Source organism: Acidocella facilis ATCC 35904 (assembly GCF_000687875.1).
In the GTDB taxonomy this organism is placed as follows: Bacteria; Pseudomonadota; Alphaproteobacteria; order Acetobacterales; family Acetobacteraceae; genus Acidocella; species Acidocella facilis.
Genome location: NZ_JHYG01000001.1, coordinates 142,812 through 156,586, shown reverse-complemented (window position 1 = coordinate 156,586; position 13,775 = coordinate 142,812). Strand labels below are relative to the sequence as shown.

General features: G+C 65.9%; 14 protein-coding genes, 1 tRNA gene and 1 riboswitch. Of the genes, 4 read left to right on the top strand and 11 right to left on the bottom strand.

The genetic code is table 11. The features are described from left to right. The first annotated feature begins 7 nt into the window (after positions 1-7). From T331_RS16875 to T331_RS0100760, 3 genes are all read left to right on the top strand, one after another. A complete protein-coding gene (locus T331_RS16875; RefSeq protein WP_051621966.1) occupies positions 8-2,743 on the top strand; it encodes a glycosyltransferase in 2,736 nt (911 codons plus the stop codon). A gap of 140 nt (positions 2,744-2,883) precedes the next feature. Beyond that, positions 2,884-3,798, top strand: a complete 915-nt coding sequence (locus T331_RS0100765) for a hypothetical protein (RefSeq protein ID WP_026438657.1) — start codon at positions 2,884-2,886, stop codon at positions 3,796-3,798. 18 nt (positions 3,799-3,816) lie between these two features. After that, positions 3,817-5,169, top strand: a complete 1,353-nt coding sequence (locus T331_RS0100760) for a glycosyltransferase (RefSeq protein WP_026438656.1) — start codon at positions 3,817-3,819, stop codon at positions 5,167-5,169. A gap of 77 nt (positions 5,170-5,246) precedes the next feature. Here T331_RS0100760 and T331_RS0100755 read toward each other — a convergent pair whose 3' ends face one another. The 11 genes from T331_RS0100755 to T331_RS0100700 all read right to left on the bottom strand — a co-directional run bounded on the left by T331_RS0100755 (position 5,247) and on the right by T331_RS0100700 (position 13,144). Further along, positions 5,247-6,467: a cation:proton antiporter gene (locus T331_RS0100755; protein WP_026438655.1), complete on the bottom strand. Its 1,221-nt coding sequence runs from the start codon at positions 6,465-6,467 to the stop codon at positions 5,247-5,249. Between the two features lie 69 nt (positions 6,468-6,536). After that, entirely contained in the window at positions 6,537-7,343 is an 807-nt protein-coding gene (locus tag T331_RS0100750) for a universal stress protein (protein ID WP_026438654.1), read from the bottom strand. After that, positions 7,343-7,780, bottom strand: a complete 438-nt coding sequence (crcB, locus tag T331_RS0100745; protein WP_026438653.1) for a fluoride efflux transporter CrcB — start codon at positions 7,778-7,780, stop codon at positions 7,343-7,345. The genes T331_RS0100750 and crcB overlap by 1 nt, the downstream gene beginning before the upstream one ends. Positions 7,781-7,860: 80 nt before the next feature. Beyond that, positions 7,861-7,925, bottom strand: a riboswitch (Fluoride riboswitch). Between the two features lie 24 nt (positions 7,926-7,949). Next, positions 7,950-8,822, bottom strand: a complete 873-nt coding sequence (locus tag T331_RS0100740) for an NAD(P)-dependent oxidoreductase (protein WP_026438652.1) — start codon at positions 8,820-8,822, stop codon at positions 7,950-7,952. A gap of 97 nt (positions 8,823-8,919) precedes the next feature. Next, positions 8,920-8,996: transfer RNA gene (locus T331_RS0100730), tRNA-Pro, on the bottom strand. A 130-nt stretch (positions 8,997-9,126) separates the two neighbouring features. Beyond that, positions 9,127-9,771 (bottom strand): MerR family transcriptional regulator, encoded by a 645-nt coding sequence (locus T331_RS0100725; RefSeq protein ID WP_026438651.1) that lies wholly within the window; start codon positions 9,769-9,771, stop codon positions 9,127-9,129. A gap of 16 nt (positions 9,772-9,787) precedes the next feature. Next, positions 9,788-10,093 carry an integration host factor subunit alpha gene (locus T331_RS0100720; protein WP_008492900.1) on the bottom strand — a complete coding sequence of 102 codons (306 nt, stop codon included), beginning with the start codon at positions 10,091-10,093 and terminating at the stop codon, positions 9,788-9,790. 109 nt (positions 10,094-10,202) lie between these two features. Continuing rightward, positions 10,203-11,189 carry a beta-ketoacyl-ACP synthase III gene (locus tag T331_RS0100715; RefSeq protein ID WP_026438650.1) on the bottom strand — a complete coding sequence of 329 codons (987 nt, stop codon included), beginning with the start codon at positions 11,187-11,189 and terminating at the stop codon, positions 10,203-10,205. Next, on the bottom strand, positions 11,182-12,234 hold the full coding sequence (gene plsX / locus T331_RS0100710) for a phosphate acyltransferase PlsX (protein ID WP_026438649.1): 1,053 nt from the start codon (positions 12,232-12,234) through the stop codon (positions 11,182-11,184). Before plsX ends, T331_RS0100715 begins: the two co-directional genes overlap by 8 nt. A 52-nt stretch (positions 12,235-12,286) precedes the next feature. Then, positions 12,287-12,490 carry a 50S ribosomal protein L32 gene (gene rpmF / locus T331_RS0100705; protein ID WP_008492897.1) on the bottom strand — a complete coding sequence of 68 codons (204 nt, stop codon included), beginning with the start codon at positions 12,488-12,490 and terminating at the stop codon, positions 12,287-12,289. A 108-nt stretch (positions 12,491-12,598) separates the two neighbouring features. Continuing rightward, positions 12,599-13,144: a DUF177 domain-containing protein gene (locus T331_RS0100700; protein ID WP_035178695.1), complete on the bottom strand. Its 546-nt coding sequence runs from the start codon at positions 13,142-13,144 to the stop codon at positions 12,599-12,601. A gap of 93 nt (positions 13,145-13,237) precedes the next feature. Here T331_RS0100700 and T331_RS0100695 point away from each other — a divergent pair, with 93 nt between their 5' ends. Continuing rightward, entirely contained in the window at positions 13,238-13,774 is a 537-nt protein-coding gene (locus T331_RS0100695; RefSeq protein ID WP_051621964.1) for an outer membrane protein assembly factor BamE, read from the top strand. Position 13,775: the final 1 nt, after the last annotated feature.

Sequence of the window (13,775 nt, the reverse complement as noted above, 5' to 3'; positions counted from 1 at the left end):
TCCGCGCTTGAGCAAAACGCCCGGCACGGCAGATCCCAGCACCGCCACCGCCGCCTATCTACGGGCGCAGCGTCCGGGCGAGGATGCGCTGTTTTGGCTGCAGCGCGCCAAGCGGCTGGCGCCGAAAGACCCCAGGATCGATCTCGAACTGGCGCAGCGCGAGCTGGCGGCCGGGCTGGACGGTGCGAAGCGGGCGGCGGCGCGTTTCGCCGAGATCGCGGCCAAGCATGACAGCGCCACCGCCTGGATTGGCCTGGCCATCGCCGCGCAGATCCAGGGCGATGCCGCCGCCGCCGCCCGCGCCGCCGAGGAGCTGCTGGCGCGCCATTGTCTGGGGGAGGATCCGCAGCTGCCGGCCTTCCTGCAGCATATCAGCCTGAATGCCGGCTATGGCGGGTTTCAGGGAATGGATGCGCAAGGGACACGCATCCAGCACGGCCAGCCGCCCTTTCTGGGGGCGCCACCTGACGAGGCGGTGCTGAACCGGATCGAAGGGGTGGTGGAGGCGCATCGCGGCGGGCTGCGCGGCTGGGCGGTGCGCCCGGCCGCACCGGACCAGAAGCCGCGCCTCATCGTCACCGGCGGCAATGGCACCCGGCTCAGCCTCACCTGCGGCGCGGCGCTGCCAGCGGATGAGGCGACGCCGCTGCTGCCGCGCTACCGGTTCAGCCTCACCGCCCGGCGGCTTGCCGGCCTCACCCCGCCTTATCTGGTCAGCGGCGCGGATGGGTGCGCTTTGCTGGGGGCGCCGCTGAACCCGGAAGATTTCGCGCAGCGCCCGCGTCCGGCGGCCCGGCGCGGCAAGGCCCCGTCACGCGGCCCGCGCCGGGCCCGGCTTGCCATCATCATGCCGGTCTATCGCGGGTTGGAGGAGACCAGGGCCGCCCTGGCCAGTGCGCGCCGCGCCTTGCCGCCCGGCGCAAGGCTGATCGTCGTCGATGACGCCACCCCGGAGCCGGCCCTGGCCGCCCTGTTGAACCGGGCGGCAAAGCGCGGCCAGATCGAGCTGCTGCGGCACGAAGCGAATCGGGGCTTCTGCGACGCGGTGAATACCGGCCTGGACGCGGCCAAAAATCACGATGTGATATTACTCAACAGTGACGTTTTGGTCCCGAAAGATGCCTTCGCGACACTGCGCGAGGTCGCCTATGCGGCGCCCTGCATCGGCACCGTCACCCCACTCTCCAACGAAGCGACGCTCTGCTCCTATCCCAATCCCGCCGGCGGCAATGCGATGCCGGATCTGGCGGGCGCCACCAGGCTGGACCGGCTGGCGCATAAAACCAACGGGCTGGGCTGGGCGGAGATCCCCACCGGGGTCGGGTTCTGCCTTTATATCCGGCATGATTGCCTGCAACAGACAGGGGCTTTGCGCACCGCGCTGTTCGCCCAGGGCTATGGCGAGGAGAATGATTTCTGCCTGCGGGCACGCCATCTCGGCTTTGCCAGCGTCGCCGCGCTGGGCGCCTATGTCGCGCATCGCGGCGGCGTCTCCTTCCGGGGCGCCACCCAGGCGTTGATGCGGCGCAATCAGGCGGTGCTGGAGCAGCTCTTTCCGGGCTACCGGGCGCTGATCGAAGCGGCCAGCGCGGCGGATGCGCTCGCCCCCGCCCGCGCCGCCTTGGATGCGGCCCGGCTGCAGGCGGCCCGCGCCGGGCGCCGCAGCGTGCTGCTGATCAGCCATGGCCATGGCGGCGGGGTGGCCCGGCAGATCGAGCGCGTCTGCGCCGCGTTGCGGGCGCAGGGGAAATTTCCCCTGGTGCTGACAACGAAATTTCCCACCACCCGGAAGGCCCCGCGCTATCCCTGGCCGGCCTTGCTCTGCGATGGCCATACCCAGACCAGCCCCAACCTGACCTTCGACCTCGCCCGCCAGTTCGAGGCCTTGCTGGCGCTGCTGCGCGGCTTCCGGGTCGAGCGGGTGGAGATGCACCATATGCTGGGCCAGCATGAGGCGCTGCGTGGGCTGGCGGCGGCGCTGGGGGTACGGCAGGACATCGTGCTGCATGATTATGCCAGCTTCTGCCCCCGCGTCTCGCTGCTCAACCGCCCGACGCGGGAGGCGCCGTTGCGCTATTGCGGCGAGCCGGATGTGAAAGGCTGCGAAACCTGCGTGAAGCAGGACCGGCGCGGCGTGTTCGAGACGCTGCCGGTGCAACGCCTGCTCGCCCGCTCCCGCGCCGAATTCGCTGGCGCCAGGGAGGTGCGCGTGCCCTCCGGCGACATGGCCCGCCGCCTGGCGCGGCATTTCCCCGGGCTGAAGCCCCGCATCACCGCCTGGGATGATGACAGCCAGCCGGTCTCCTTGCGCCCGCCACGCACCGGGGCGCGACGGATCGCGGTGCTGGGCGGCATTGGCCCGACCAAGGGCTATGACGTGCTGCTGGACTGCGCGCTGGACGCCAAAGCCCGCGCCCTGCCCTTGGAATTTTTCATCATCGGGTCCAGCGCCGAGGACGGCGCCTTGCTTGAAGCCGGGGTCAAGATCACCGGCGGCTACAAGCCGGAGGAGCTGGACAGCCTGATCGCGGAGATCCAGCCCGACCTCGCCTTCATTCCCTCGATCTGCCCGGAAACCTGGTGCTTCACCCTCACCGAGGCCTGGGCGGCGGGGCTGTATGCGCTGGTGTTCGATCTCGGCGCGCAGGCGGAGCGGGTGCGGGCCACCCAACGCGGCGCCGTGCTGCCGCTCGGTCTGCCCGCGGAACGGATCAACAACGCCCTGCTCGGGATCAATTTTTGACCCCGCAGCGCCGCCCTCAGGCTGGCCAGTCGGGCTTCGTTAAGTTAGCTGTGTCATGCCTTGCGTGTGTGGAAAGTTCTGCAACAATATGGGCAACCACGCTGTCTTGCTTTTTGAATTTCTAACTTCGAGGACACCCCATGGCCGCTGCCAAATCCGCCACCGCCACGCCCAAGAAGCCGGCAGCGCCCGCTCCCGCCCCCCAGCCGGAGGCCGCCAACCAGGGCGGCGCCAAGCTGCAGGAGCTGAAGGTGACGGGGCATCTGATGCAACTGCCGCCGGGCCTGTTCTGTTTCGTTAACGAGCTGAACCCTGGGGCCGCGATTCATAACGGCATGCCGGGTGTGCGCGTCTCCCCGCCGCCCTCGGGCGCGCAGAATGTCGAGATTTCCAGCTTCCGTGGCGATGGCTGGCTGAATGCCGAGGGCGATGCCGCGCTGGTGCGGGTGAAGAACCAGCCCGGCCAGGTGCTGGTGACCATCTATCAATACGCCAACCTGCCGGATGCGGCGCCGAAGCTGCAGGTGCGCCAGCTGCTGGGCGAGGCGCAGATCGCCGCCAACCAGCCCGCTCCGGCCGCTGAAGCCGCCCCTGCCCCGGCCAGCACCGCGATGAACCCGGCCGAGGAGATGGATTTCATGGCGCATATCCAGAGCCGTGGCGATGTCGGCGCTGGCTTCGGGGACTGGCTGGGCGAGGCTGGCAGCAAGAACTGGGTCGAGGGCTTCTCGATCAAGGCGCCGGCGGGCGTTGCCCCGGCGGACTTCACCTATCAGGCGGTGCTGGGCCGCGGCTGGCTCTCGCCTTGGGTGGAAGCCGGGCAATATTGCGGCTCGCGCGGGATGGCGCTGCCGCTCTTGGGGCTGCGTGTGCGTCTCTCCGGCGAAGCGGCGGAGCAGTACGATATTTCCTATTCCGCCAAGTTCATCGGCGGCGCCTCGGCCGGGCCGGTCGGCAATGACGAGACCTGCGAGGCCGAGCGGCTGGCGCCGCTGGAGGCGTTCCAGATCACCCTGACTCCGCGCGGCAAAAAGCCGGCCAAGGCCCGCAAGTAAAACCCGGCGAGGCCTGGCGTGAATTTCCTCTTCGTCCATCAGAACTTTCCCGGCCAGTATCTGCATATTCTGCGCAGCCTGCTGGCCGATAACCAGGCGGAGCCGGGCACGCACGAGATCGTGTTCATGTCCGAGCCGAACCAGAATTACATGGAAGGGGTCCGCAAGGTCACCTACTCAAGGCCGCCGCCGCCGCCCAAATCCCTCACTCCGGCGGCGCGGGAATTCGAGCAGGCGGCGATCCGCGCCCAGGCCGGCTATCAGGGCCTCGCCCAGATCAAGGCGCTCGGCTTCAAGCCGGATATCATCATCGGCCATCATGGCTGGGGTGAGATGCTCAATCTGTGCGATGTCTTCCCCGGCGTGCCGATCCTCGGCTATTTCGAGTTCTATTACCGCATCCATGATTCAGACGTGAATTTCGACCCGGAATTCCCGATGCATGTGACCAATTACGGCGCGGTGCGCGGCAAGAACACGATCAATCTGCTGGCGCTGGCGCTAGAGCAATGGGGCCAAACCCCAACGCGCTGGCAGTACGACACCTACCCCGCATGGGCCCGCGGCAAGATGCGGATCATCGAGGAAGGGGTGGATCTGTCACTCTGCGCGCCGGACCCCAGCCTGTTCAAGAAAACCGTGAAGGTCGGCCCGCTTACCGTCACGCCCAAGCAGAAGCTGATCACCTTCGTCTCGCGCAATCTGGAGCCCTATCGCGGCTTCCACACCATGATGCGCGCCTTGCCGGCGATCCTGAAGGCGCGGCCGGATGTGGTGGTCTCGCTCGTCGGGGGCGACGATATCAGCTATGGCGCCATGCCCGCCGAGGGCGGCAATTGGCGGCAAAAGATGATGAAGGAGCTGGAAGGCCAGATCGACATCTCGCGCGTGCATTTCATGGGCAAGGTACCGTATGGCGACCATCTGACCCTGCTGAAGCGCTCGGACGCGCATGTTTATCTCAGCTACCCGTTCGTCGCCTCCTGGTCGCTGCGCGAGGCTCTGGGCTGCGGCTGCGCCATCATCGGGGCGGACAGCGTGACGGTGGCGGAGTTCATCAAGGATGGGGTGAACGGGATCTCCACACCGACACTGGACCATGACAAGCTGGCCGAGAACGTGCTGCGGCTGCTGGGTGATGCCAAGCTGACCGCGAAGCTGCGCAAGGGCGCGCGCGATTATGCCGAGGCGCATCTGGGCATGGATGCGTATATCGCGCGTTACCGGGCTTATATCGAGGAGATCGTGGGGGCGAAGCTGCTGCCGGATGCGCCGGCGAAGCCTGTGAAGGCCCCGGCGGCGAAGCCGGCCGCCAAGGCGCCAGCCGCGAAGCCGGCGGCAAAGGCCAAGCCGAAATCCAAGGCTAAGTGAGTCGATTTTTTTAGAGCAATCTGTGTTGAGGTTGAGGCTGGCGCGTCAACCTCAACGCCGATTGCGCTCTTGGTTTTCTATTCCCGCACGCCACCAATCTTGAAGTGCCGCAGCAGCCACGGCATCGTCAGCCCCTGCCCCACCACCGAGACCACGACCACACCGAACGTCGCCACCAGCACCTCGTCATGCATCGGCATGTCCAGCGGCAGTGACAGCGCCAGCGCCAGCCCCAGCGCCCCGCGCAAGCCTCCCCACCAGAGCACGTGCTGGCAAGGCGGCTCGATGCGCCAGCGTGAGCCCGCGAACAAAGCGCAAAGCGGATAGACCGTCAGCGCCCGCCCGGCCAGCACCGCCAGAATGATGAAGACCAGCGCCCACATCCCCAGTCTATGGAACGGAATCCCCGCCACGGTGATGCCGATGAGCAGAAACACCATGGAGTTGGCGATGAAGGCGACGAAATCCCACATCTCCAGCGCGAACTCCTTGCCCTTCACGCTGACCATGCCGGTGAAGCGGGTCTTGGTCTCGGCCAGCCCGAGATTGCCCAGCAGCAGCCCGGCGGTGACCGTGGCCAGCACGCCCGAGCCGTGGAAATGCTCAGCCAGCAGGAAGGCGCTATAGGCCAGCACGGCGGTGACAGTACTCTCCACCAGATGATCCTCGGTGCCGCGCACCAGCAGAATCGCCACCCCGGCGCAGAGCGCCCCGGCCAGGATGCCCCCGCCGACCGTGACCAGCAGCAGCCCGCCAATCTGCCCGACACCGACATGCGCCTGCCCCGCCGCCTGCACCCAGACCAACGCCAGCGCGAACAGCACGGCGGCAACGCCGTCATTCAACAGGCTCTCGCTCTCCACCAGCAGCCGCAGCCGGCCGCGCACGCCATTATCCTTGAACATGGCGATGACCGCGACAGGGTCGGTTGCGGCGATCAGCACGCCGAACATCAAGGCCGGGGGCAACGGCCAGCCCAGGCCGAAATGCAAAGCGGCGGTGACGAAGGCGGCCGAGATCAGCGTGCCGGGCAGCGCCAGGGTGAGGATCGGCAGCGCATCCTGACGCAGATCCTTCCATTGGATATTGATCGCGGCCTCGAACAGCAGAGGCGGCAGGATGATTTCATAGATGATGCTCTGGGTCAGGGTCAGCCCGGCCTGGAACGGGCTCACCGCCAGGGCGATGCCGGCCAGCACCAGCCCGACCGTGTAGGGCAGTTTCAAACGATGGGCGATCAGCGCCACCAGGGTCGCCACCACCAGCAGGCTCAGCATCGAGGTCAGGAAATCATTCATATCGCTAGGGGATATAGGGTGCTTTGGAAGAGAGTCGCGAGATTTCGGGGCAAAATCGCCCCAGCCTGGTCAATGCTGCATCAATACCGGCAGATCGAGCTGCCGCAGCACCTCGGCGGTGGCGCCGCCAAACAGGATTTCGCGCAGCCTGCCATGGGTAAACGCCCCCATGACCAGGAAATCCGCGCCGACCGCATGTGCCTCCGCCAGCAAGGCGGTGCCGACATGGCGCCCGGCAAGGGCGAATTCATGCAGCCGCGCCGGGCGGCCGGCGGCTTCCAGGCTGTCCAGCAAAGCTTGCGGCGGCGGCGCGGCATGGGGGCTGTCGGTGCCGAGCAGGATGGTGGCGCGCTGGCAGGCGCGCAGCAGCGCCTGCACCGCGCCGATGGCCCGTGCGGCGGCATTGTCGGCATCCGACCAGGCGATGGCGATGCTCTGGGCGAAGCTGTGCGGCATCTGCCGGGGCAGCAACAGCACCGGCTTGGCCAGCCGCAGCAAGAGCAGGTCCAGCAGCGCGCGGGCATCGGCATCGCCCTGCGGGGCGGCGAGCAGGATCAGATCCGCCTCCCGCGCCGCCGCGGTGACGATCTGCTCGGGCGCGCCGGCGCGGATTTCCAGGCTGGGCAGGCCGGTCTGGCGCCAGGCCTCGGCGCGCTGCGCCAGCTCCACCGCCAGCGCCTGCTGGGCGGCGGCGAAGCGGGCATCGGTGCGGGCGGTGTGCACCTCTTCGGTGGGCATGAAATCAGGGTCGCTCTGCGCCAGCGGGTGCAGCAGCGTGATCGCGGTGGGGCCAGCCTGGGCGAGCAGGCAGGCGCTGGCGGAGAGGATTTGATCCGCCGTCGCGGTTTCGGTGAGCAGGGCGAGCACGCGCAACATCAGGAGGCTTCCTCCTCGATCGCATTCTGCGCCACCTCCGCCACCTGGGCACTGGTGCCGCCAAGATGCGTCCCCAAAGCGTACCCCGCCGCCACCGCCGCCAGGCAGAACAGCACGGAGACGAAGATGTTCAGGAAGGCCCGGCCCGGCGCCCCGCCGCGCAGCAGATCCAGCGTCTGCAGGCTGAAGGAGGAGAAGGTGGTGAAACCGCCGCAGACTCCGACCATGAAGAAGATCCGCACCGGCTCGGGTGCTGGGAATTTGCCATGGCTCAGTGTCAGCGAGCCGAAAAACCCGATGGCGAAGGAGCCGATGATGTTGATGATGATGGTGCCGACGGGCAGATTCTTGCTGACCGAAGCGAAGAATATGGCCACCCAATAGCGCCCGACCGAGCCGATGGCCCCGCCCAGCGCGACAACCAGGGTTTGCAGCATGGTCTCTCTCTCCTTCTTCAATGCCGCGGGAGATGCCAATCAGGCACAAAACTCCCGCAGCGTTCCATGCAAAGCGCATGATCCGTGCAGGAGTCATCAGCTCCCCGAAGGAGCGGTTTTGGGGGACTCCATCCCCGTGCCTCTGTTCTAAAAGGAACGGGGCGCCGGCTCAAGCCTGGCCGGAATCCTTCGCCGCCAGCGCGCCGATGGCGGCCCAGTCCAGATTTTCACCACCATTCGCCATCAGCGTCAGGAAGCGGTCGCGCAGCAGGCTGGCGAGCGGCAGCGGCACGTTGAGCGCCTCAGCAGCCTGCAGCACCAGGCGAATATCCTTCTGGCCGAGCGGCGCGGCGAAGCCGGGCGGCGAGAATTTCTGCTCCAGCAGGATCTGGCCATAGATTTTATAAACCGGCGCGTTGAACAGAGTGGAGGTGAGCAGCTCCAGATAAGCCGCCTTATCCACCCCGCCCTTGCCGACCAGCGCCAGCGCCTCACCCAGCGCCTCGATCACCGAGACGATGAGGAAATTGCCGCTGAGCTTGACCAGATTGGCATGGGAGGGGGTTTCGCTGAGCACGAAGCTGCGCTGGCCGATGACATCAAAAAGCGGCTGCGCCGCCTCGATATCCGCCTTGGCCCCCGCGGCGGCGATGAACAGCTTGGCGGCGGCGGCGGCATCCGGCCGGCCAAAGACCGGCGCGGAGAGATAACGCTGCCCGGCCTTGGCATGGGTTTTTTCCAGCATCTCGGCGGTGGCGACCGCGATGGTGCTGCAGGAAATATGCAAGCCCCCCTGGGGCAGATGCGCCAGAATCCCATCCGGCCCATGCAGCACCGCCTCCAGCGCCGCATCATTGGCGAGCATGGTGAATATGATTTCCTTGCCGGCGGCGGCCTGGCCGGGGGTGGCGGCGATCGGCGCATCCAGCCCCACCGCCTTCTCGCGGCTGCGATTATAAAGCGTGACCTCATGCCCGGCCTTGATGAGGTTCGCCGCCATGCCGTGGCCCATCTGCCCCAGCCCGATAAATCCGATTTTCATGCGTTTGATCCTGTTCGCGGCACGCCACGGGGCGTGCCAAATCATCGCCGAATTGGGGGTTCAAGCGTTGATGAACAAGGATTTATGAGATGGAAAATGGTCGGAGCGGCGGGATTCGAACCCACGACCCCCAGTCCCCCAGACTGATGCGCTACCAGGCTGCGCTACGCTCCGGCCGTGGGGCGAGGCTGTAGCAGCATGGGCGCGCGCCGCCAAGGGGCAGAGGCGATAAAACCGATGGCTAAAACAAAACCGCCGGCCCAGCGGGCGCGGCGGTTTGTGTTGCGAGAGGCTTATCAGGCAATCAGCGCAGAACCCCGCGCATCGCCTCCAACGCCACCAAAGTTTCTGTGAGCAGCGCGCGCAGGCGCAGGATCTCGTCCTCGGGCGCCAGAGGCTGGCGGGGCGCCGGCGCATCCTCCGCCAGGACCGGCTCCGGGCTTGACGGCGCGGCCTCATCCTCAAGCGGCGTTATGTCGTCGCCCAGCGCGGCCTCGGTCTGCACCACCTCCTCAACCAGCATGGTCTCGGAGGCATCGATCACCGGGACCAGAACGGGAACCGGCACGGGCGGCTGGTCCAGCGGCAATTCCACCGCGGTCTGGCGGGCCGGCTCAGCGGCGTGGTTCGGCGCGGAATCGCGCAGCAGGCGTTGCACGCCCTTGATCGTATAGCCCTGAGTATAAAGCAGATCCGCGACCCGGCGCAGCAGCCCCACATCCTCGGGCCGGTAATAGCGCCGCCCGCCGCCGCGCTTCAGCGGCCGCACCTGCGGGAATTTCGTCTCCCAGAAGCGCAGCACATGCTGGGGCACATGCAGCTCGTCAGCGACTTCGGAAATGGTACGGAACGCATCGGCGGCCTTGCGGATACGCGGACGCCCGGCCTCATGGCTCAGGTCGGACGCTACGCCGTCATCCAGCGCCGCGTTAAATTCTTCATCCACCATGCGATCCTTCGCTCAGTCAGTCTTTGGGGGCGGACGGGCCGCCATTCACCGCGTCGCGCAACATCTGGCTGGGGCGAAACACCAGAACGCGCCGCGGCAGGATCGGGACTTCAACACCGGTTTTCGGATTCCGGCCAATACGGCGCCCCTTCTGCCTGACAGAAAAAGTGCCGAAGCCACTAATTTTAACAGATTTTCCAACCTCGAGCGCATCCGCGATCCGGTTCAGGACATGCTCAAGCAGATCCGCCGATTCGTGCCGCGACAAGCCGACACTCGCGTAGATCGCCTCGGTAAGCTGTGCACGCGTCAAAGTGTTCATTTTGCAAGATTAGCACGAGCGGCTTGGCGGTCAATCAGTTCTTGACCGATTCGCGTGAAATGGTGGCGACTCGTGGCGAGGTGTTGATCTTAAACGCTTTTTAGTTGGCTTACAGCCGCAGCAGCGCGGAGCCCCAGGTCAGGCCGCCGCCCAAGGCTTCCAGCAGCACCAGCTGGCCGGGCTTTGCCCTGCCCTCTTCCATCGCCACCGCCAGCGCCAGCGGGATGGAGGCGGCGGAGGTGTTGGCGTGCTTGTCGACAGTGACGATAACGCGCTCATCCGGCAGGCCGAGCTTCTTGCCGACACCGTCAATGATACGGCGATTGGCCTGGTGGGGCACCAGCAGGTCGATATCGGCAGCGGTGAGGCCGTTCTCGGTCAGCGCCTCATTCACCGCGCCGGCCAGCAGCGTCACCGCATGGCGGAACACCTCGCGCCCATGCATCACCAGATGGCCGGATTTGTCAGGCTGGCCGACAGCGCCATCCACATAGAGAATATCCGCCAGCTTGCCATCGGCGTGCAGATGGGTGGAGAGCACGCCAGGGCCATCCTTGGTCACGCTCTTGGCTTCCAGCAGCACCGCGCCGGCGCCATCACCGAACAGCACGCAGGTGGTGCGGTCCTCGAAATTCAGAATCCGGGAATAAACCTCGGAGCCGATCACCAGCACGCTTTGCACCTGGCCGGCGCGCAGCATCGCATCCGCGACCGAGAGCGCATAGATGAAGCCCGAGCAGGCCGCCGCAAGGTCAAACCCGAAAGCGTTCTTCGCGCCCAACGCCGCCTGGATATGCACGGCGGTGGAGGGAAAAGCCTGATCCGGGGTGGAGGTGCCGACGATGATCGCGCCCAGCGCCTCCGGCGCCAGCCCGGCCTTCTGAAGCGCCTGGCGCCCGGCTTCGGCGCCCATGAAGGCGGCGGTTTCATGCGGGGCGGCGAAATGGCGCTGCTTGATGCCGGTGCGCTCGGTGATCCAGTCATCCGAGGTCTCAACCCGTGCCGCCATATCGGCATTGGTGACGATTTGCGCAGGCAGATAGGCGCCGATGCCGGTGAGCACGGCGCGGCGAAGGCTCAGATTATCATCAACCATTTTGGTTCGGCACCGGGGCTTCGGAGAGGATGGCGTGGTCCATCGCCGTCAGGGCGTCGGCGATGCGGCTGTTGAAATCATTGGCGATCATGTCCAGCGCCACATCCACCGCATGGGCGAAGCCCAGCGCATCGGTGCCGCCATGGGATTTGACCACCACGCCGTTGAGCCCCAGCAGCACCGCGCCATTATAGCGGCGGGGGTCCAAGGTTTCCTTCAGGCGCTTCAGCGCGCCACGGGCGAAGAGATAGCCCATTTTCGCAAACGGCCCGGCGGAGAAAACCTGGCGCAGCAGATCGCCCACCAGCTTCAAGGCGCCCTCGCCGGTCTTCAGCGCGACATTGCCGGTGAAGCCGTCCGTCACCACCACATCCACGGTGCCGGCGGCGATGTCGTGGCCTTCGACGAAGCCATAGAACTGCCCGGCGATCGGGCTTTCGCGCAAAGTATTGGAGGCGGCGCGCAGGGTTTCATCCCCCTTGCCTTCCTCGGAGCCGATATTCAGCAGGCCGAATGTGGGGGTGGGAAGCCCCAGCACAATGCGGGCAAACACCGTGCCCATCAGCGCGAATTCGACCAGATTACGGGCATCATAAACCACGTTGAGCCCGAGATCGAGCATCACCACATCGCCCTTGGCGGAGGGGGCGATGGCGGCCATGGCCGGGCGGTCGATGCCCTTCAGCGTTTTCAGAACGATTTTGGAGAGGGCGAGCAGCGCGCCGGTATTGCCGGCGGAGATCACGCCTTCGGCCTCGCCGGCCAGCACGGCATCGATGGCCCGGCGCAGCGAGGAATCGCGCAGGCGCAGCGCCACCGTCGGCTTCATGTCGCCGGTGATCACTTCGGCGGCGTGGCGCAGCTCGTACCGCCCGGCCAGGCGCTTGCACTTGGCCAGGACCGGACGCAGCCGCACCTCGTCGCCGAAAATCAGGAATTGCGCTTGCGGATGGCGTTCCGCGGCAATGTCGAGCCCCGCAATAATCGCGTCCGGCGCGTGGTCACCACCCATGGCATCCACTGCCAGTTTACTGCTCTGGCTCATCTCACCCCTGTCTCGGGTTACACCACCATTTCACGCCATACCGCCATAGCGGTTAGACGCGAACGACGCCCTTGGCTTCCTTGCCGGCGCCGACGACTTCACGGCCGTCATAATGGCCGCAATGGGCGCACACATGGTGGGGGCGCTTCAGCTCGCCGCAATTGGCGCACTCGGCATGCGCGTTGGCGGTCAGCGCCTGGTGGCTGCGGCGCATGCCGGCGCGGGAGGGAGAGGTCTTTCGCTTAGGAACAGCCATGACAAAACGCCTTACAGAAAACAGTCTGAGTATTATGGAAGGCGCCGCGTAGCAGAGGCCTGAACGCATCGCAAGTCATAGCTGCTCATTATATTGGAAAACAGGGTACTAGCCCTCGGGCTTGGTCAGCCTCGCGGCCAAGGCGGCGAAAGGGTTGGCGCTATGGTCGCTGGCCTCTTCCGGCAAACTTGCCCCCGGCTTGCGCGGATACGGGTCCAGCGCCAGCCCCAGCTGCTCGGCCAGGGCGGCGCCGAGGTCGATGATATCATTGGCATAAGGGATTTCGTCGGGCGAATCGAAGGAGTCCGGGGTGATGTCCTCCTCATCCTCGTCGCTATCCTCAACCCGGGGCGCCTGGCCCATATGCGCCTCCGGCACGAAGCGCAGCGCAGCGGTCTCGTTCAGCTTGGCATCGATGGGCTCCAGGCTGACCACGCAGGTCTGGGTCAAAGCCGCGCGCATTTTCAGCGTGCCGGCGATGATACCCGAGCGTTCGTGCCAAAGGGTGAACTGCCCTTCGAGCTTGGTCAGCCCCACCAGCCCGAAGCGTTTGGCCAGCGCCGCGCGCTGCGCCTCGTCCGCCTTCAGGCTGTAGTCGAGCTTCTGGTCCTTGATCTGCCCGGCCTTCACCGGATAGCTGAATTCTTCAGTCATTCGTGCAATATAGACGCTGCGCATTGACACGTAAGCCCCTGCCATGAGACCCAACCGGGCGAGAGATCGCTCCCAATGTTTAAGGATAGACGCGTGCGCCTGACCAAGCTGTCCCAAAGCCTGCTTCTCTGCGCCCTGACGGGCCTGTCCGGCTGCGCCATCTTCTCCGACGCGCCGCATTATCGCGGCATTGCGGTGACGAATGATGAGTTGAAGCAGCTCACCCCGGGCGTGTCGCAGCAGGCGGATGTGCAGGCGCTGATCGGCCCGCCGACCTTCGTGGAGCAATATGACCCGAATAACTGGGTCTATGTCTCGCAGATCACCAAGATGCGGATCGGCCAGACCGAGGGCGTGAAGAAGCAGAGCGTCGTGGTCGTCACCTTCAATGGCAACGGCACCTATGAATCCTATGTCCGCAAGGATCTCAAGGACGGTATCCGCGTCGATATGGACGGCAAGCAGACCCCGGTTCCGGGCGGTTCCGCCGGCTTCCTGCAGCAGCTGATCGGCGGTGTCGGCAGCTATAACCCGCTGGGCACGGCCTCCGACACCAGCGCTGGCGGCGCCGCTTCCCTGGGCGGCAGCTCCGGCAATATCGGCAGCGGCAGCTCCGGCAGTAGCTTCTAGC

Bases quoted from the DNA above. Each gene is read 5' to 3' on its own strand.
- T331_RS0100720 (WP_008492900.1), bottom strand. From the start codon at position 10,093: ATGAACACTTTGACGCGTGCACAGCTTACCGAGGCGATCTACGCGAGT.
- T331_RS0100750 (WP_026438654.1), bottom strand. From the start codon at position 7,343: ATGTTGCGCGTGCTCGCCCTGCTCACCGAAACCGCGACGGCGGATCAA.
- T331_RS0100725 (WP_026438651.1), bottom strand. From the start codon at position 9,771: ATGGTGGATGAAGAATTTAACGCGGCGCTGGATGACGGCGTAGCGTCC.
- T331_RS0100715 (WP_026438650.1), bottom strand. From the start codon at position 11,189: ATGGTTGATGATAATCTGAGCCTTCGCCGCGCCGTGCTCACCGGCATC.
- T331_RS0100740 (WP_026438652.1), bottom strand. From the start codon at position 8,822: ATGAAAATCGGATTTATCGGGCTGGGGCAGATGGGCCACGGCATGGCG.
- T331_RS0100700 (WP_035178695.1), bottom strand. From the start codon at position 13,144: ATGACTGAAGAATTCAGCTATCCGGTGAAGGCCGGGCAGATCAAGGAC.
- T331_RS0100755 (WP_026438655.1), bottom strand. From the start codon at position 6,467: ATGAATGATTTCCTGACCTCGATGCTGAGCCTGCTGGTGGTGGCGACC.
- T331_RS0100765 (WP_026438657.1), top strand. From the start codon at position 2,884: ATGGCCGCTGCCAAATCCGCCACCGCCACGCCCAAGAAGCCGGCAGCG.
- crcB (WP_026438653.1), bottom strand. From the start codon at position 7,780: ATGCTGCAAACCCTGGTTGTCGCGCTGGGCGGGGCCATCGGCTCGGTC.
- plsX (WP_026438649.1), bottom strand. From the start codon at position 12,234: ATGAGCCAGAGCAGTAAACTGGCAGTGGATGCCATGGGTGGTGACCAC.
- rpmF (WP_008492897.1), bottom strand. From the start codon at position 12,490: ATGGCTGTTCCTAAGCGAAAGACCTCTCCCTCCCGCGCCGGCATGCGC.